Annotated in this window: 13 protein-coding genes; 5 read left to right on the forward strand and 8 right to left on the reverse strand. The window is 74.6% G+C overall.

Annotation, left to right across the window (positions count from 1 at the left end):
- Positions 1-29: 29 nt before the first annotated feature.
- Together ABZW30_RS20140 and ABZW30_RS20145 are read right to left on the reverse strand one after the other, a co-directional pair.
- Positions 30-3,395, reverse strand: a complete 3,366-nt coding sequence (locus ABZW30_RS20140; RefSeq protein WP_355672485.1) for an ATP-dependent DNA helicase — start codon at positions 3,393-3,395, stop codon at positions 30-32.
- Positions 3,396-3,480: 85 nt separating this feature from the next.
- Positions 3,481-3,849, reverse strand: a complete 369-nt coding sequence (locus ABZW30_RS20145; RefSeq protein ID WP_355672486.1) for an MGMT family protein — start codon at positions 3,847-3,849, stop codon at positions 3,481-3,483.
- A gap of 143 nt (positions 3,850-3,992) precedes the next feature.
- Here ABZW30_RS20145 and ABZW30_RS20150 point away from each other — a divergent pair, with 143 nt between their 5' ends.
- The gene (locus tag ABZW30_RS20150; RefSeq protein WP_355672487.1) at positions 3,993-6,746 is read left to right on the forward strand and encodes a lysylphosphatidylglycerol synthase transmembrane domain-containing protein; all 2,754 of its coding nucleotides are present in this window, start codon (positions 3,993-3,995) and stop codon (positions 6,744-6,746) included.
- Positions 6,747-6,842: 96 nt separating this feature from the next.
- Here the strand turns inward: ABZW30_RS20150 and moeZ are convergent, their stop codons facing one another.
- From moeZ to ABZW30_RS20175, 5 genes are all read right to left on the reverse strand, one after another.
- Positions 6,843-8,021, reverse strand: coding sequence for an adenylyltransferase/sulfurtransferase MoeZ (gene moeZ, locus ABZW30_RS20155; RefSeq protein ID WP_355672488.1), 1,179 nt, complete (start codon positions 8,019-8,021; stop codon positions 6,843-6,845).
- Positions 8,022-8,249: 228 nt separating this feature from the next.
- A complete protein-coding gene (locus tag ABZW30_RS20160) occupies positions 8,250-9,239 on the reverse strand; it encodes an NAD-dependent epimerase/dehydratase family protein (RefSeq protein ID WP_355672489.1) in 990 nt (329 codons plus the stop codon).
- Positions 9,240-9,347: 108 nt separating this feature from the next.
- Positions 9,348-10,397 carry a hypothetical protein gene (locus ABZW30_RS20165; protein ID WP_355672490.1) on the reverse strand — a complete coding sequence of 350 codons (1,050 nt, stop codon included), beginning with the start codon at positions 10,395-10,397 and terminating at the stop codon, positions 9,348-9,350.
- A 26-nt stretch (positions 10,398-10,423) separates the two neighbouring features.
- Positions 10,424-12,058, reverse strand: a complete 1,635-nt coding sequence (locus ABZW30_RS20170; RefSeq protein WP_355672491.1) for a DUF3492 domain-containing protein — start codon at positions 12,056-12,058, stop codon at positions 10,424-10,426.
- Between the two features lie 341 nt (positions 12,059-12,399).
- A complete protein-coding gene (locus ABZW30_RS20175) occupies positions 12,400-13,302 on the reverse strand; it encodes an alpha/beta fold hydrolase (RefSeq protein WP_355672492.1) in 903 nt (300 codons plus the stop codon).
- 222 nt (positions 13,303-13,524) lie between these two features.
- Here ABZW30_RS20175 and ABZW30_RS20180 point away from each other — a divergent pair, with 222 nt between their 5' ends.
- The 3 genes from ABZW30_RS20180 to ABZW30_RS20190 all read left to right on the forward strand — a co-directional run bounded on the left by ABZW30_RS20180 (position 13,525) and on the right by ABZW30_RS20190 (position 15,010).
- Positions 13,525-14,184: a TetR/AcrR family transcriptional regulator gene (locus ABZW30_RS20180; protein WP_355672493.1), complete on the forward strand. Its 660-nt coding sequence runs from the start codon at positions 13,525-13,527 to the stop codon at positions 14,182-14,184.
- Between the two features lie 134 nt (positions 14,185-14,318).
- On the forward strand, positions 14,319-14,546 hold the full coding sequence (locus tag ABZW30_RS20185; RefSeq protein WP_270144341.1) for a DUF3107 domain-containing protein: 228 nt from the start codon (positions 14,319-14,321) through the stop codon (positions 14,544-14,546).
- A gap of 137 nt (positions 14,547-14,683) precedes the next feature.
- Positions 14,684-15,010 carry a hypothetical protein gene (locus ABZW30_RS20190; RefSeq protein ID WP_355672494.1) on the forward strand — a complete coding sequence of 109 codons (327 nt, stop codon included), beginning with the start codon at positions 14,684-14,686 and terminating at the stop codon, positions 15,008-15,010.
- A gap of 6 nt (positions 15,011-15,016) precedes the next feature.
- On the opposite strand, the gene ABZW30_RS20195 is transcribed toward ABZW30_RS20190, so the two are convergent.
- The gene (locus ABZW30_RS20195; RefSeq protein WP_355672495.1) at positions 15,017-15,745 is read right to left on the reverse strand and encodes a ferritin-like fold-containing protein; all 729 of its coding nucleotides are present in this window, start codon (positions 15,743-15,745) and stop codon (positions 15,017-15,019) included.
- Positions 15,746-16,443: 698 nt separating this feature from the next.
- Here ABZW30_RS20195 and ABZW30_RS20200 point away from each other — a divergent pair.
- On the forward strand, positions 16,444-18,114 hold a 1,671-nt coding region (locus tag ABZW30_RS20200), incomplete at its 3' end, for a DEAD/DEAH box helicase (RefSeq protein WP_355672496.1).

Below are 18,114 nucleotides of genomic sequence, written 5' to 3' on the forward strand. Positions count from 1 at the left end.
CGGAGCGGCGGACAGGCGGTCACGAGCCCTCATTCCACGAGTTGCGCACCGTCGCGCTGGGCGGAGCAGCTGCGGCGGAAGGTGCAGCGGTCGCAGCCGCCGCCGGTCTGCGGGACGAAGCGCTCGGCGAGGACCTTGCCGGCGGCCTCGGCGAGCAGGTTCTCGATCCACGGCCGGCCCTCGGGCGGCTCCTGGCGCTGCACCTTGGGGGTGTCCGGGGCGACCTTGGCGGCGGGTTCGCGCAGGTGGACGAGTTCGGCGCCGCCGGTGGCCGGGGGGCGGGCGGTGAAGCCGGGCAGGTCGTTGAGGGCGCCGGCCCGCACGGCGAGCTGGTAGACGGCGAGCTGCTTGTGGTCGGGCAGCGACTTGTCGGTGGGTATCTGCTTGCCGGTCTTGAAGTCGACCACGTAGGCGCGTCCGGCCCGGTCCTTCTCGACCCGGTCCATGGAGCCGCGGATGCGCACCGAGACGCCGCCGGCGTCGAGGGTGACGTCGAAGCCGTGCTCGGTGGCGACGACGTCCCGGCCGCGTTCCAGGACGTGCCAGTTGAGGAAGCGCTCCAGGGCGGCGCGGGCCTCGGTCTTCTCCTGCTGGGACTTCCAGGGGGCGTCGAAGGCGAGAGCGTCCCAGACGGTGTCCAGGCGGGCCATGAGGACGGCGAGGTCGGCGGGGGTGCGGCCGGAGCCGACCTCGTCGGCGAGGGCGTGCACCACGTTGCCGAAGCCCTGGGCGGCGGAGCCGGCGCCCCGGGCCTTGACCTCCTTGTCCAGGAACCACTGCAGCGAGCAGTTCTCCAGTTGTTCCAGGCCGCTGCCGGAGAGCCGTACCGGCAGGTCGGCGCTGCGCAGCGGTTCGGGGGCGGTGGTGGCGTCGTCCAGGCCCCACCAGCGGTCGGGGTGGGCGGCGGGCACCAGCGGCAGGCCCTCCTCGTCGGTGGCGGTGGCGAGGGTGGCGAGGCGTTCGGCGGCGGCGCGGCGCAGTTCGGGCGAGCGGGTGGGGTCGACGGTGACGGCGCGCAGTTCGGCGACCAGGGCGGCGACCGACAGCGGGCGGCGCGGGCGGTGGGTGACGTCCTCGACGGTGACCGGCGGGGTGCGGCGCAGCACCTTTCCGGTGCGCGGGTCGACGTCCTCGCGGTAGAGCTCGCGCAGGAAGCGGGAGGGTTCGTCGCCGTCGTCGGCGGGTGCCTTGACGGCGGTGACGATCAGCCGTTCCTTGGCGCGGGTGGCGGCGACGTAGAAGAGGCGGCGTTCCTCGCCGAGCAGGGCGGCCGGGGAGAGCGGTTCGGCGAGGCCGTCGCGGCCGATCCGGTCGGCCTCCAGCAGGGAGCCGCGGCGGCGCAGGTCGGGCCAGAGGCCGTCCTGGACGCCGGCGACGACGACCAGGCGCCATTCCAGGCCCTTGGCGCGGTGGGCGGTCATCAGCCGTACCGCCTCGGGGCGCACGGCCCGGACGGTGAGGGTGTCGGCGGCGATGTCCTGGGCTTCGAGCTCGGCGAGCAGGTCGAGGGCGCTGCGGTGGCCGGTGACCTGTTCCTCCGCGCGGGCGGCGGTCTCGAACAGGGCGCACAGGGCGTCGAGGTCGCGGTCGGCGTTGCGGCCGGCGGCGCCGCCGCGCAGGGCGGCGCGTTCCAGGCGTTCGCGCCAGCGGCGGCTGCCGTCCCAGAGTTCCCACAGCGCCTCTTCGGCGGTGCAGCCGCCGACCAGCAGTTCGCGGACCTTTCGCAGCAGGGTGCCGAGGTCGCGGGCGCGGCGGGCGGTGGCGGGGTCGAGGGCGATCAGGCGCTCGGGTTCGGCGAGGGCCTCGCGGATCAGTTCGCCGGCCGGGCGGGGGGCGGCGGGGTCGCCGTCGGCGCGCAGGGCGGCGCGTTCCTCCTCGCGCAGGGCGCGGCCGAGGCGCCGCAGGTCGGAGCCGTCGAGGCCGCCGAGCGGGCCGGTGAGCAGGGCGTGGGCCAGTTCGGCGGTGAGCGGCTCGGGGGTGTCCGGCTCGGCGGTGTCCGGGTCGCCGTGCTTGTCGCGGGCGGCGAGCTGTGTGGCCTGTCGGGCGCAGACCCGCAGGGCGAGCAGCAGCTGGGCGACGGCGGGCTCCTCGCGCAGCGGCAGGTCGTCGCCGTCGATCTCCAGCGGGACGCCGGCCGCGCCGAGCGCCCGCCGCACGCCGGGGATGGAACGGGCGCCGGCCCGGACGAGCACGGCCATCTCGCCCCAGGGCACGCCGTCCTCCAAGTGGGCGCGGCGCAGCAGGTCGGCGATCGAGTCGAGCTCGGCGCCGGGGGTCGGATAGGTGTAGACCTCGGCCCGGCCGCCCTCGCGGGAGGGCAGCAGGGCGCGGTGCTGGGCGAGTTTGTCGGCGGGCAGGCGGCCCATCGGCATCCGGCGGGCGATCTCGCGGGAGGCGGCGAGCAGGACGGCGCCGGAGCGGCGGGAGACGCGCAACACCTTGACCTCGGCGGGGCTGCCGTCGGCCTGTCGGAAGGTCTGCGGGAAGTCGAGGATGCCGTTGATGTCGGCGCCTCGGAAGGCGTAGATCGACTGGTCGGGGTCACCGACGGCGACGAGGTCCCGGCCACCGCCGGCGAGCTGGCGCAGCAGCCGGACCTGGGAGGGGTCGGTGTCCTGGTACTCGTCGACGAAGACGACGTCGTAGCGCCGGCGGAGGTCCTCGCCGACCTCGGGGCGTTCGGCGAGCAGGACGGCGCGGTGGACGAGTTCGGCGTAGTCGAGGACGCCGCGCAGGTCGAGGACGTCGAGGTAGTCGGCGAGGAAGTGGGCGGCGGCGGCCCAGTCGGGGCGCTGGACGCCCTGGGCGAAGCGTTCGAGTTCGGCTTCGCCGAGGCCGAGTTCGCGGCTGCGGGCGAGGACGGCGCGGACCTCGTCGGCGAAGCCGCGGGTGGTCAGGCAGGCGCGCAGGTCGGGCGGCCACTGGATGCGGGTGCCCGCGGCTGAGCTGCTGATCGACTCCGTGAGTTTGGCGTCCTCGGCGCCGCCGGCGAGCAGTTCGCGGACCATGACGTCCTGCTCGGGGCCGGAGAGCAGCCGCAGCGGTTCGGCGTAGTCCTGCGGGTCCTGGTGGGCGCGCAGCAGGGCGTAGCAGAAGGAGTGGAAGGTGGTCGCCTGGGGGGCGGCGGCGGTGCCGAGGCGGCCGGACATCCGGTCGCGCAGTTCCATCGCGGCCTTGCGGCTGAAGGTGAGGACGAGGATCTTCTCGGGGTCGGTGCCGTCCTGGACGCGCCGGGCGACCGCCTCGACCAGGGTGGTGGTCTTGCCCGTGCCCGGTCCGGCGAGGACGAGCAGCGGGCCGCCGGTGTGCTCGATCACGGCGCGCTGGTAGGCGTCCAGCGCGGGCGGGTCGGGCTGGACGAGCGGGCTGCGCACGAGCCGGTAGGGGGAACTCACGAACTGTCCTGGGGTTGCACAAGGGGGGCATGGCCGGGGCGGGCCCGTCGGGGCCCGCCCGTATCGAGCCTACGATCCTGCCCCGTCATTCCCGTCCGCGCGGGGTTTTCCCCTGACCGGGCTCCCCGTCCCAGCGGGCCAGCTTGAGGTCGACCCGGGGCGGGTCGACGAGTTCGCGCAGCGGGGTGCCCTCCTCGCTGTAGTGGGCGAGGGCGCGGTGTTCGTGCCCGGGCAGGAAGCGGCCGTCGGCGCGGATCACCCGCCACCAGGGCACCGAGCCGCCGTAGAGGGCCATCACCCGGCCGACCTGGCGGGGACCGCCCTGGCCGAGGTACTCGGCGACGTCCCCGTAGGTCATCACTCGGCCGGGTGGAATCCGCTCGGTCAGGTCGAGCACCAGTTCGGCGAAGGGCGGCAAGGAGTCCGGGAGGCCGTCGTCTGTCACGTCCGTCACCTGGGGCATTCTTCCTTATAGGGGCGCACGCGCGGCCCCGGGTGAACGATCCGCCGCGCCCGATCCGCCCCCTGTCCAGCACAGGGGCGCGGGACATGCCACCATCTTCGGGGCGGTGAGTGGTGATACGAGGACAAGACCAGATGACCGGGACGGCTGACGTGGGCGTGGACAGGGACTCCGACGAGTCCGAATCCGCCGTGCCCCCGGCGCCCGACGGCGAGTCCGGTGGTGGGCCCGAGCACGGGCCGACGCCGGAAGTCTCCCTGATCAAGGACCTGACGATCAAGACCCCCACGCCCGAGAAAGCGCCCGAGCCGGCCGAGCGGCCTGCCGTGCCCGCGCCGTCGGCCCCGCCCACGCCGCCCGCGCCGCCCTCCCCACCCGCCCCGCGGACCGAGTACCACGACCCGCTGGAGGACGCCCCGCACCTGGACGTCGACGAGCCGCTGCTCGCCGCCCGCGCGCACCGCCCGTCCGACCTGATCCGCTTCCTGGCCGGCGTGTTCGGGATAGTCGCCGTCTTCGTGCTGGCCGGCATCGCCACCTCGACCACCACCGGCATCGAGCAGGACATCGCCACCAACGCGCCGCACTTCTCCGCGGTGCTGTCCACCATCACCGGCCTGGTCTCCAGCGTCGCGGTGCTCGCCGTACCGCTGGCGTTCGCCGTCGAGCGGCTGATCAAACGCGACGGCCTGCGGGTCGCCGACGGCGTGCTCGCCTCGGTGCTGGCGTACGGCGTCTCGCTGGGCATCGACTGGTGGGTGGCCGAGGGCGCCTCCGAGCACATCCGGGAGGCACTGACCCGGCTGCCGATGGACAGCAACGGCACCCTGACCGACCCGGTGCACGGCTACCTCGCCCCGGTGATCGCCTACATGACCGCCGTCGGCATGTCGAGCAGACCCCGCTGGCGGGTGGCCCTGTGGGTGGTGGTGGTCTTCAGCGGGGTCACCGAGCTGCTCGGCGGCTACACCACCCCGCTGTCGCTGTTGCTCACCGTGCTGATCGGCTGGTCCGTCGCCTACGGCACGCTGTACGCGATCGGCTCCCCCAACATCCGGCCCACCGGCCAGCACCTGATGATCGGGCTGCGCAAGGTCGGCTTCACCCCGGACGGCGCCCACCGCGCCCCGGACGCCCCCGGCGGCACCCGCCGCTACTACGTCACCCAGCAGGACGGCCCGCCGCTGGACGTCCACATCATCGACCGCGAGCAGCAGGCCTCCGGCTTCTTCTACCGGGCCTGGCGGCGGCTGCGGCTGCGCTCGGTGGCGGTGCGCCGCAGCCCCCAGTCGCTGCGCCAGGCGCTGGAGCAGGAGGCGCTGATCGCGTACGCGGCGGCCTCCTCGGGCGCCCGCGCGCCGCAGCTGGTCGCCACCTCCGAGCTGGGCCCGGACGCCGCGATCCTGGTGTACGAGAACGTCGAGGGCCGGACCCTGGACGAGCTCGCCGACGAGGAGATCACCGACGAGGTGATGGCCTCGCTGTGGCAGTCGGTGGCCGCCCTGCACGAGCGCCGGATCGCCCACCGTCGACTCACCGGCGAGTCGCTGCTGGTGGTGGACGGGAAGACGGCCTGCCTGGTCAACCTCTCCGGCGGCGACATCGCGGCCACCGACCTGACGCTGCGCATCGACGTCGCCCAGCTGCTGACCACCTTCGCGCTGCGGATCGGCCCCGAGCGGGCCGTCGCCACCGCCAACGCGGTGCTCGGCGCCGAGCGGGTCGCCCAGGCGCTGCCGCTGCTCCAGCCGGTCGGGATGAGCCGCTCCACCCGGGTCGACCTCGCCAAGCTGACCAAGGAGCGCAAGGCCGCCGCCCGGGCCAAGGCGCTGGAGCAGGTCGCGGCCGGCGAGCGCACCCAGCAGCAGGCCGAGGAGGACATCGCGGCGGCCGGCGAGGACCTGCTCAGCCGCATCCGCGGCCAGATCCTGCAGATCGCCCCCGAGGCGCCGATGGAGCCGGCCAAGCTGGAGCGGCTGAAGCCGAAGAGCCTGATCATGGTGATCGCGCTCACCTTCGCCGCCTACCTGGCGCTGACCACCATCAAGCCGGCCCAGCTCAAGCTCTCCCAGATGAACTGGGCCTGGGCGGCGGCGGCCCTGCTGGCGGCCGCGTTCAGCTACGTCGCCGCCGCGATGAGCCTGACCGGTTTCGTCCCCGAGCGGCTGCCGTTCCGGCGCACCGTCGCGGCGCAGCTGGCCGGCTCCTTCGTCAAGCTGGTCGCCCCCGCCGCGATCGGCGGCATCGCGCTCAACACCCGCTACCTGCAGAGGGCCGGCATCCGTCCCGGCCAGGCCGTCGCCTCGGTCGGCGCCTCCCAGCTGGCGGGCCTGGCCGGGCACCTGCTGCTGCTGTTCAGCTTCGGTCTGATCACCGGCAGCCAGACCAACGGCGACCTCTCCGCCTCCCGCGCGGTGATCATCGGCGTGCTGACCGCCGCCGTGCTCGCCCTGGTGGTGGCCGCCGTCGCGCCGCTGCGCCGCTTCGTGCTGGGCCGGCTGCGCTCGCTGTTCTTCGGCGTGGTGCCGCGGATGCTGGACCTGATGCAGACGCCCAGCAAGCTGCTCACCGGCTTCGGCGGCATCCTGCTGCTGACCCTCTCCTTCACCTCCTGCCTGGACTTCTCGGTGCAGGCCTTCGGCGGCGACATCAACTTCTCGGCCGTCGCGGTGGTCTTCCTGACCGCCAACGCGGCCGGCTCGGCGATCCCCACCCCGGGCGGCATCGGCCCGGTCGAGGTCGCCCTGACCGTCGCCCTGACCGTCGCGGACGTGCCCCCCGCGGCGGCCACCCCGGCGGTCTTCCTCTACCGGGCGCTCACCTTCTGGCTGCCGGTGCTGCCGGGCTGGATCGCCTACAACGTGCTGCAGCGCAAGAAAGCGCTCTGACGGCACGCGGGAACGCACGAGGGAGGGCCCGCCGTCTCCGGCGGGCCCTCCCTCGTTTCAGCCCCTCGGCAGACCGGTCCTCAGCAGACCGACCCTTCAGTAGACCGGCTTGTGCGGCTCGATCTGGTTCACCCAGCCGAGCACGCCGCCGCCCAGGTGGACGGCGTTGGCGAAGCCCGCGGCCTTGACCACGGCCAGCACCTCGGCCGAGCGCACGCCGGACTTGCAGTGCAGCACGATCTTCTTGTCCTGCGGCAGCTTCTCCAGCGCGTCGCCCATCAGGAACTCGTTCTTCGGGATCAGCACCGCGCCGGGGATGTTGACGATCTCGTACTCACCGGGCTCGCGGACGTCGATGAGGTAGATGTCCTCCTCCTCGTCCTGCCACTGCTTGAGCTGCTTCGAGGTGATGGTCGAACCGGCGGCGGCGGCCTGCGCCTCCTCCGACACGACGCCGCAGAAGGCCTCGTAGTCGATCAGCTCGGTGACCGTCGGGTTCTCACCGCAGACGGCGCAGTTCGGGTCCTTGCGGACCTTCACCTGGCGGTAGTTCATCTCCAGGGCGTCGTAGATCATCAGCCGGCCGACCAGCGGGTCACCGATGCCGGCCAGCAGCTTGATCGCCTCGTTGACCTGGATCGAGCCGATGGACGCGCACAGCACGCCCAGCACGCCGCCCTCGGCGCAGGAGGGGACCATGCCCGGCGGCGGGGCCTCCGGGTACAGGCAGCGGTAGCAGGGGCCGTGCTCGGCCCAGAACACGCTGGCCTGGCCGTCGAAGCGGTAGATCGAGCCCCACACGTACGGCTTGCCGAGCAGCACCGCGGCGTCGTTCACCAGGTAGCGGGTGGCGAAGTTGTCGGTGCCGTCCACGATCAGGTCGTAGCCGGAGAAGATCTCCATCACGTTGGAGTTGTCGAGGCGCTCCTCGTGCAGGATCACGTCGACGTAGGGGTTGATCTCCTTGACCGAGTCCCGCGCCGACTCCGCCTTGGAGCGGCCGATGTCGGCCTGGCCGTGGATGATCTGACGCTGCAGGTTCGACTCGTCGACCACATCGAACTCGACGATGCCCAGCGTGCCGACACCGGCCGCGGCCAGGTACATCAGCGCGGGCGAGCCCAGGCCACCGGCACCGACGCACAGCACCTTGGCGTTCTTCAGCCGCTTCTGCCCGGCCATCCCGACGTCGGGGATGATCAGGTGGCGGGAGTACCTGCGGACCTCGTCAACGGTGAGCTCGTCGGCCGGCTCGACCAGGGGTGGCAACGACACGGGGACTCCGATGGGTGTCTTGTTCAGGTGGCCCAGGGCCGCCTCGGACGGGATTGTTGCTCCGCCACTCAGGTGGCTCCTAGGCCAACAGTGTCACGCCCCTCCGGTATTCCGAGACAGCCCGTCCGATGGGCGAGACGGGCCGCGCCGGATCGTGGAACCGGCAGCAGGGCCGCTCCCGGCGCCCCGCGCCCGGGATTCCGGGCCCGGGACACCCCCGGCCCGACCTCACACCCGGCAGGCCGTCTCCAGCCAGACGTCCCCCAGCGACTCCTCCAGCGGCACCTGCGTCCGCCATCCGAGACGGTCCCGGGCGGTGCGCACGTCCGCCTGCCGCCACGGCACCGGCTCGCCCGGGGCGGGCCGGCCCTCCGGCCGCTGGCCCTCCGCCCGGTGGCCCGGCAGAGGGTGGCCGGGCGGGTGGTCGCCACTCTGCCCGGCGACCTGCGCGGGCAGCAGGACCTGCCGGTTCTCCTCGACGATCGCCCCCTCGAAGCCCGAGGCCCGCACCAGTAGTTGGGCCGCGTCCCGGGCCCGCACGGCGTGCCCGCTGCCGATGTTGACCACCCCGGTGGCGGCCGAGACCGCCGCCGCCCGGATCGCCCGCGCGACGTCCCGCACATCCACGAAATCCCGGTATCCGGACAGGTCCGGCATCCGCACCTGGTTCTCGCCCCGCTCCAGCGCCCGGCGCAGCCCCTCGGCGAGCCGCCCGAACAGCGAGGCGGTCGGCGCCCCCGGCCCCACCACGTCGAACACCCGTAGCACTGCCGCGTCCAGCCCGGAGGCCAGCACCAGCTCCGTCCCGGCCAGCTTGGACACCCCGTACGGGCCGACCGGCCGCGGCTCGGCCTGCTCGGAGACCGGCACCCCGCCGGGCACCGGCCCGTACTCGGCGGCCGAGCCGACGTGCACCAGCCGGGCCGGCTCCCGACTGCGCCGGATCGCCTCGCAGACGGTCGCGACGGCCAGCGTGTTCGACCGGATCAGGGTGCGCGAGCTGCCGTAGGTGGCGCCCGCGCAGTTGATCACCACCTGCGGCGCGACCGCGTCCAGGAAGCGGGCCAGCGCGCCCGGGCTCCCGGTGGTCAGGTCGAAGCGGATGTCGGCCGAGTCGCGCCGGCCGAGCACCGTCACCTGCAACTCCTGGTCCATCAGCAGACGATCGGTCACCCGGCGGCCGATGAAGCCGTCGGCGCCCAGCAGCAGCACCCTCATCGGGGGCGTCCTTCCACGAAGCGAGGTCGGGGACGACCTGGCGGACTGAGAACTACGAACGAACAGCGTTTTCGAGCGTCGAAGCGGCGAAGCGGCAGGGGCAGGGCGTCAGCGGTGGGAGCCGGCCCGGCCGAGCCACGCCCAGGCGTACGCCAGCAGCACCGCCGCGACCGTGCCTCCGCCCAGCAGGACGGCCGACGGCGTGGAGCCGCCCAGGGCGAGCGCCGCCGCCGTCGCGGCGGGCCCGGCCGGCGCCCCCAGCGCGGCGGCCGTCGTCCGGCCGCAGCGCGCCAGCAGCGCGGGCAGCACCAGCAGCAGGCCCAGCACGCCCTGCGCCGCCCACTGCGCGGCACCGGCCCGCTCGGCGGCCAGGTGCAGCAGCCCGCCGCCGTGGCCGGGCCCGGGGCGCGGCGCCACCGCGGCGAGGACCGCCAGCGCGGCATACGTCAGCACCGCGAGCACCGCCAGGTGCAGCGCGACCGCAACGGGCAACACCGGCCGCATCCGGGCCCGGAACTCGGCCAGCGTGCGGGCCGCCCTCAGGTGGCCGTGCCCGACCTGCCGGTACCAGCGGGCCGCCCGCTCGGCCGAGCCCGTCGACACCGCGGCGGCCAGCACCAGCGCGGCGGCCAGCGGCCGGTCCCCGCCCGGCGCGGCCAGCGGGAGCAGCAGCAGCGCGGCCAGGCCCAGCCCGTACCCGAGCGCGGCGGGGCTCCGACGGGAGCCGGGGGACGGGGGCGGGGTCCGGACCGGCCCCAGGGCGTCGCAGGCCGGGCCACCCGGCGGCGGGCCGGGCTCGGCCGGGGCCGGGGCGGTCAGCGCCGGCAGCAGCACCAGGGGGACGGCGGCGGGCAGCAGCACCGACCAGCGGGCGCCCAACGCGACCACCCCGGCGCAGGGCGGCACGGCCAGCGCGGCGGCGGTCAGCGCCGCCCGGGCCCCGGCCCGGCGCGGCCCGGGCCGGGTCGGCTCCGGCGCGGCGGGCGGGCGGCGGGGCACCCGGGCGTACAGCTCCTCGGCCAGCGAGAACAGGTCGGCGTGCCGGCACCGCGCGGCGGCGTCCGGGCCGAGCCCGGCCTCCTCCAGCCCGGCGGCGATCTCCAGCGGGTCGACGGCGCGCTCGCACAGTTCCCGGTGCTCGGCCATCACTTCACGCACCGGGTCGACAGTCGCGCCGCCGGACATCAGACGGCCTCCGCGAGTTCTTCGGCGTGGTCCTGCCCGCCGGGGTCGTCGCTCCCGCCCCGCGGGGCGTCGGCCCGACCCCCGCGCGGGCCGTCGGTGAGCCAGTACTCGGCGGGGCGGGCGAACGGGCGCGGCGCCCGGCCGCCCTCGCCGTCGTCCCCGCCGCCGGGGAAGGCCGGGTACTGCGAGACCAACTCCAGGTAGACCTCCCGGAAGGCGCTGATCACCGGCTCCACGGCGAAGCGTTCCTGCGCGCGCAGCCGCCCGGCCAGCCCCAGCCGGGCCCGCCGTTCCTCGTCCCGCAGCAGCGCCAGGCAGGCCCCGGCCAGGGCGTGCGGGTCGCGGGCGGGCACCAGCAGCCCGGCCGGGCCGACCACCTCGCGGGCCACCCCGACGTCGGTGGACACCACCGCCCGACCGCTCAGCATGGCGTCCGCGAGCAGCCGGGGGCTGCGCTGGGAGAGTGCCGAGAAGACGGCCACCGTGCCGCCCTCCCAGGCCTCGGCGAGCGAGCCGGGGCGCCCGGCGAAGTCCACCGCCGTGGTGATCCCCAGCCGCTCGGCGACCGCCGCGCAGTGCGCCCGGTAGCCGGGGGCCGTCTCCTCGCCGTGCACCACCAGGCGCGCCCCGGGCAGTTCGGCGCGGACCCGGGCGAAGGCGCGCAGCATCAGTTCGGTGTCGCGCCCCGGTTCCAGCGCGCCCGCCCACACCAGGGTCGGCCGCTCGGGCTCCGGGCCGGCCGCCGGGCGGTCCACGGCCGGGGTGCCCTCGTACACCACCCGGGTGCGCGCCGGGTCGGCCCCGCAGCGGCGCTGCCACTGCTGGTCGTGGGCGCTGCCCGGGGTGAGTATCGCCGCCTGCCGGTAGGTCTCCTCGGTGAGCGCCCGGAAGAAGGACAGCAGCAGGGCGCGCACCGGCGTGGGGGCACCCCCGGCCGAAGGCTGGGGGAGGTACGGCGCCTCGCGGTGGCCGAGGTACTGCTCGCGCAGGTGGAGGCCGTGCTCGGTGACCACGAACGGCACCCCGTGCAGGTGCCGGGCCACCAGGGCGGGCAGCGCGGCCGGGCCGCCACCGACCACGTGGCACAGGTCGGCGCCGCCCAGGCCCCCGGGGCCGGTGCCGTACCAGGGCGCGGACAGCGGCCGCAGGCACTGCTCCAGCAGGTCGGCGGCGACCAGCACGTCGCGGACCAGCGGCTGGCCGGCCGAGGCGTCCGCGCCGGGCAGCCGCCAGGTCCGCTCCAGGACCCGCCGGGCGTGCCCGGAGGCCAGGAAGGCGGGCAGGGTGCCGTCCTCCCGGGCCAGCGCGGCCAGCCGGTGGAGCCCGGCGCCGAAACCGGCCCGCTGCCCCGGGAGCACCAGTGCCCGCACCAGCTCCTCGTAGGCTCCGGCGTACTGGCGTCTGCGCAGCGCGCCCGGCGCCCGGCCGCCCGGCCTGCGCCCCCACAGGGCCAGGTCGCGCGCCCCGCGCCAGGCGGGCGAGAGCCGCTCGGCGGCGCCGAAACCCCCGGGACCGGCCAGCAGGTACAGCTCGAACTCGTGCTCCGGCAGGCCCTCGGCCAGCCGGTCGCACCAGGCTCCGGCACCACGCTGGGGATGCGGACGGGCACCCTCGGTGAGCAGGGCGACGCGCACGGAAGACCTCCTTCTGCCTCGGAGAGGGGCGGTGACGGCAGCCCCCGGTCAGGGCCGGCTGTCCCCTCGCACCCCTCGGACGCCCCTGAGCAGGGGCCACGGGAGCCGCGGGGCCGTACGCCGGGACCCTTGCTCGGGCCGCCCGCCGTGTGCTCCCGGCGTCAGCGGCCCTCCCCCACACCTGTTCGGTCCGGCAGCAGAAAGGTAGGACCGGCCCGGGGCGATCCATCGGTCACATGCCTGGCTGCCACCTGAACGAGTGAACCGCCGTGACCTCGCCCCGAACCGGGCCGTTACCGGGCGCTATTCGGGTGCCCGCTCCGAGGACACCGCCCGACCGCTCAGCGGCCGGTCCCCGCGATCAGCTCGCGGACGGCGCGGGCGACCGCGTCGGGGTGCTCCATCATCGCCACGTGCCCGGACTCCGGCAGCACCAGCAGCCGGGAGTCCGCGAAGGCCGCGCACGCGCGCCGGGCCGAGCGGTAGGCGACCAGCTTGTCGCGCAGCCCGTACACCAGCAGCACGGGTGCCTCGACCTGCTCGGCCTGCCGCCACAGCGCCTGGTCGCCGCGCTCGGTGTACGCCGAGACGATGCCGCGGGCCGAACCGATCAGCGCCTGCATCGCGTGCGGCACCTCCAGCCGGCGCCGGTACTCGGCCACCGCCTCGGCCCGGGTGGCCGGGCTCAGGCCGGTCGGGTCGCCGTAGACCAGCCGCAGGAGGTCCTCGGTGGCCGCCTCGACGTCGCGCCGGCCCGCGGGCAGCCGGCGCAGCAGCGCGGGCACCCCGGGCAGGGCGAGCAGGCCGGTGGGCCAGGCGGAGCGCTGCGGGGGCAGTTCGGGCAGGGCGGGCGAGACCAGGGTGAGGCTGCGGACCAGGTCGGGGCGCAGCGCGGCGAGCCGGACGGCGACGGCGCCGCCGAGCGAGTTGCCGAACAGGTGGACCGGTCCGCGGCCGGAGGCCTCCAGGTAGCCGATGACGGCGCGGACGTGGCCGGAGAGACTGAGGTTGCCGTCGGTGGGCGGGTTGGAGCGGCCGAAGCCGGGCAGGTCGACGGCCTCGCCGTCGACGAGGCCGGACAGGCGGTCCATCAGGGCGGTCCAGTTGGCGGCCGAGCCGCCCAGGCCGTGCACGAAGAGCCCGGGCTCGCGCCCGTCGGCGCCCGCTTCCTCGGTCGGGCGGTGCACCGCGAGCACCGCGCCGGGAACCTCGACCGTACGTACCTGCTGCTCAGCGCTGCTCATGGTGGACGATGGTAGTGAGCCCCGGCCGGGGGCGACGGGAGGGTGGTCCGGCCGTTCCCTCCCTTGTCGTACCACTGCCGACGCCGAGGTCAGCGCCGTATTGTGGGCTCCTGACAAGTAGGCCGAGCTGCTTTTCTCGCCTTCGCCGAACGCGGGAGCGGTTACCGAAAAGTAGAATTGACCCTCTCGCCAGCCCCGAACAACCCCGAAGTGAGGAGCGCCGTGACGGCCATCCAGGAGGCGCAGGAGCGCCCGCGCGGTGCCCGCCTGCCGCGAAGCGCCCGCCGTGAACAACTGCTCGGTGCCGCCCAGGAGGTGTTCGTCGCGCAGGGTTACCACGCGGCCGCCATGGACGACATCGCCGACCGCGCCGGGGTCAGCAAGCCGGTGCTCTACCAGCACTTCCCCGGGAAGCTGGAGCTGTACCTGGCGCTGCTGGACAAGCACTGCGACGCCCTGGTCGAGTCGACCCGCGAGGCGCTGGGGACGACGACCGACAACAAGCTGCGGGTGGCCGCGACGATGGAGGCGTACTTCAACTACGTCTCCAGCGAGTCGGGCGCGTTCCGGCTGGTCTTCGAGTCGGACCTGACCAATGAGCCGGCCGTGCGCGAGCGGGTCGAGCGGGCCTCCGAGGCGAGCGCGACGCTGGTGAGCCAGGTGATCCAGGAGGACACCGACCTGCCGGAGTCGGAGTCCAAGCTGCTGGCCGCCGGGGTCTGCGGTCTGGCGCAGATCACCGCCCGGTACTGGCTGTCGCAGGGTCTGGAGATCCCGCGCGACGAGGCGGTGCGACTGGTCGCCAGCCTGGCCTGGCGCGGGCTGAAGGGCTTCCCGATGCACCCGGGCGAGCAGGCCGGGGAGGCCTCCGCCCAGCGGTGACGATCCGCTGACCTTCGCCTGGACGGTGATCCGGTGCTCTATGGTGAAGCCGTACGGCGCGGTCGCCGCGAACGCCTGTTCCAGGTGGTCCGGTGCCCGCGCGTGGAGGCTGCAACCCCGGAGGGACGGAAGCCGTGGAGGTCAAGATCGGCGTGCAGAACGCGCCGCGCGAGATCGTGATCGAGAGCTCGCAGACTGCCGATGAGGTCGAGAGCGCGGTCGCGAAGGCGCTGGAGGGCTCCACGAAGCTCTTCTCGCTGACCGACGAGCACGGCCGTCGCGTCATCGTCCCGGCCGAGCGCCTGGCGTACGTGGAGATCGGCGAGCAGGCCGCCCGCAAGGTCGGCTTCGGCACCCTCTGAGGCGGCGCCCGAGCAGCTCGTTCCGGTGCCCCGTTCCCTTCAGGGAGCGGGGCACCGCTGCGTGTACGGCCGGGTGGGCCTGGGTACGGCGACAAGTGCGGCGCCGGTGCCGCACGCCCGTCCCCCGGGAGGCTGCCTTGCTGGTCGAGTCGATCCTCTTCGTCCTGGTCGGCCTGGTCGCGGGCACGGCCGCGCTGGTGGGCCTGCCCGGGTACTTCCGGGCGCCGCGCCCGCTGGTCGTGGGCACGGCACTGGCGGCGGCGCTGCTCGGCGGGGCGGTCGCGCACTTCTGCCTGGACGGGCGCTACCCGGTGGTCGCGGTGGCGTTCTCGGCGCTGGCCGCGGGGGTGATCACCTCGCTGCTGGCCCGGCCGGACCTGGCCGCCGGCCGGGCGCCGGCGCACCGGCACCACCCGCACCGGGCCGGTGCCCACCGCGCACCGCGGCGGCACCGGCCGGCCTGACAATCGTCAGGAGGCGAGGCCGAGGGCGGCCATCCGCTTGGTGTGGGCCTCGGTGATCCGGTTGAACATCTTGCCGACCTCGACCAGGTCGAAGCCCTGCACCTGGACGCCGCCGACTAGCAGGTTGGACAGCGCGTCGCGCTCGGCGACCACTCGCTGGGCCTGGCTGAGCGCCTCGCCCATCAGGCGCCGGCCCCACAGGGCGAGCCGTCCGCCGGCCCGCGGGTCGGCCTCGATGGCCTGGCGGACCTTGTCGACGGCGAACTGGGCCTGACCGGTGTCGGACATGACGCCGAGGACCAGGTCGCGGGTGTCGTCGTCCAGCCGGACGGCCACCTCGCGGTAGAAGTCGGTCGCGATGGCGTCGCCGACGTAGGCCTTGACCAGGCCCTCCAGCCAGTCCGAAGGCGCGGTCATCCGGTGGAACAGCTCCAGTGGCTCGACGAAGGGGCGCATGGCATCCTGCGGGTCGGCGCCGATCTCGGCGAGCCGGTCGTGCAGCCGCTGGTAGTGCTGGAACTCGGCGGAGGCCATCCGGGCCAGGGCCGCCTTGTCGGCGAGGCCCGGCGCCAGCTTGGCGTCCTCGGCGAGCCGCTCGAAGGCGCTCAGCTCGCCGTACGCGAGCGCGCCGAGCAGATCCAGCACCGCCGCGCGGTAGCCCGGCTCGGCCGAGCACGTGGCCCAGTCGCCGATCGAGCCGGCCGCGCCGTCCTGCGTCTCACCATGGGTCTCCATGACCTGCCACCTTAGTCCCGCCCGGGCGGGAGCCCCACCACCCGACGCACCCGGGTGACCGCCCGGAGTGCCCGGTCGCGGGCCGGTCGCCCGGGGCAATGTCAGACGCGTCACGTGTTCGAGTCGTCGCCTGACTGTATGGTGGTACGGAGCCCCGTCGTGCTCGCACGGTGTCACCGCCGTCTCGGTGGCCCGCGCAAGCCCGCTCCGTAGCGGCACCGTCCCCTCGGACGAGTCCGCACCGGAGGCACGGGTACTCACGTACGCGGATGCCCGGTCGGAGAGCCGATCGGCTCCGACCATGGCTTGGACTTCAAGCCCTGGCACCGCATCAGTGGCCGAGCGAGGGCCGCCGAGACCGCGCCCCCCTGGCGCAGGTCCCGCGCAGGTCCCTCACGGGAATCCTCCCCGACGCCGCCGGCGACGCGCCCCGCACCGGGCCGCGCGCACCGGCCGGCCGCAGGGACCGGCACGGTTGTGCGTCCGCGCAGCTGCATTCGGGGCCGCCCAGGCCCGTACGCAGCCGCGCGGTTGCCCGCCCGCCGCTCGCTCTCGGCCCCTCCGAAAACGGAAGAGGCAGCACCCTGTCCACCACCGCTGAACCCATCAAGACGACGTTCCGGGAACTGGGGATCCTCCCGGAGACCGCCGAGGCACTCGAGTCCGTCGGCATCGTCCATCCCTTCCCGATCCAGGAGATGACCCTCCCGGTCGCGCTGACCGGCCATGACGTCATCGGCCAGGCCAAGACCGGCACCGGCAAGACCCTCGGCTTCGGCCTCCCGCTGATCGAGCGGGTCGTCGTGCGCGCCGACGTGGACGCCGGCCGGGCCACCGAGGACCAGCTCTCCGAGTTCCCGCAGGCGCTGATCGTCGTCCCGACGCGTGAGCTCTGCACCCAGGTCACCAACGACCTGCAGACCGCCGGCAAGGTCCGCAACGTGCGGGTCCTGGCCGTCTACGGCGGCCGGGCGTACGAGCCGCAGGTCGAGGCGCTCACCAAGGGCGTCGACATCGTGGTCGGTACCCCGGGCCGCCTGCTGGACCTGGCCGGGCAGAAGAAGCTGAACCTGTCCAAGGTCCGCGCGCTGGTCCTGGACGAGGCCGACGAGATGCTCGACCTCGGCTTCCTGCCGGACGTCGAGAAGATCATCACGATGCTGCCGGCCAAGCGGCAGACCCTGCTGTTCTCGGCCACCATGCCGGGCCAGGTGATCAGCCTCGCCCGCCGGTACATGAGCCAGCCGACCCACATCCGGGCCACCGCCCCGGACGACACCGGCGCGACCGTCGCCAACATCGAGCAGCACATCTTCCGTGCGCACTCGCTGGACAAGGTCGAGATGGTCTCGCGCATCCTGCAGGCCGAGGGCCGCGGGCTGGCGATGATCTTCTGCCGCACCAAGCGCACCGCCGCCGACGTGTCCGACCAGCTGACCCAGCGCGGCTTCGCGGCCGGCGCCGTCCACGGCGACCTCGGCCAGGGCGCCCGCGAGCAGGCGCTGCGGGCCTTCCGCAACGGCAAGGTCGACGTGCTGGTCTGCACCGACGTCGCGGCCCGCGGCATCGACGTCGAGGGCGTCACGCACGTCATCAACTACCAGTGCCCCGAGGACGAGAAGACCTACCTGCACCGGATCGGCCGCACCGGCCGGGCCGGCGCCTCCGGTACGGCCGTCACCCTGGTCGACTGGGACGACATCCCGCGCTGGCAGCTGATCAACAAGGCGCTGGACCTGCCGTTCAACGAGCCGGAGGAGACCTACTCCACCTCGCCGCACCTGTACGAGCTGCTGAAGATCGCGCCGGGCACCAAGGGTGTCCTGCCGCGTTCGGAGCGCACCCGGGCCGGGCTCGGCGCGGAGGAGATCGAGGACCTCGGCGAGACCGGCGGTCGGAACTCCCGCTCCGGTCGCGGCCGCGGCGGGCGGAACGGCTCGGACCGTGCCGCCGTCGAGACCCCGGTCGAGGAGAAGCCGCGCCGTACCCGTGAGCGCCGCCGCACCCGCCGCGGCGCGGCGGTCGGCGCCGAGGGCGAGGTCGCTGCCGCTGCCCTGACCGAGGCGGCTCCGGCCGTCGAGGGCGAGGCCGCGCCGCGCCGTCGTCGCCGCCGTTCGCGCGGTGCTGCCGCCGCGGTCGAGGCCGCCGTGGTGGCGACCGAGGCCGTGGTCGAGGCTGCTCCGGTGGACGAGGCCACCGTGGCCGTCGCCGAACCGGTGGCCGAGGACAAGCCGCGCCGCACCCGGACCCGCAAGCCGAAGGCGGAGGCCGTCGAGGCCGTCGAGGCCGTCGCCGAGGCGTCGGTCGAGGCTCCGGCCGAGAAGCCGGCCACCCGTACGCGGACCCGCAAGCCGAAGGCGGAGGCCGTC

The sequence above is a fragment of the Kitasatospora sp. NPDC004669 genome (assembly GCF_040609455.1).
Classification (GTDB): Bacteria; Actinomycetota; Actinomycetes; order Streptomycetales; family Streptomycetaceae; genus Kitasatospora.

Excerpts from the sequence above, each read along its gene's own strand:
- ABZW30_RS20175 (WP_355672492.1), bottom strand. The coding sequence starts at position 13,302 with ATGAGCAGCGCTGAGCAGCAGGTACGTACGGTCGAGGTTCCCGGCGCG.
- ABZW30_RS20195 (WP_355672495.1), bottom strand. The coding sequence starts at position 15,745 with ATGGAGACCCATGGTGAGACGCAGGACGGCGCGGCCGGCTCGATCGGC.
- ABZW30_RS20150 (WP_355672487.1), top strand. The coding sequence starts at position 3,993 with ATGACCGGGACGGCTGACGTGGGCGTGGACAGGGACTCCGACGAGTCC.
- ABZW30_RS20160 (WP_355672489.1), bottom strand. The coding sequence starts at position 9,239 with ATGAGGGTGCTGCTGCTGGGCGCCGACGGCTTCATCGGCCGCCGGGTG.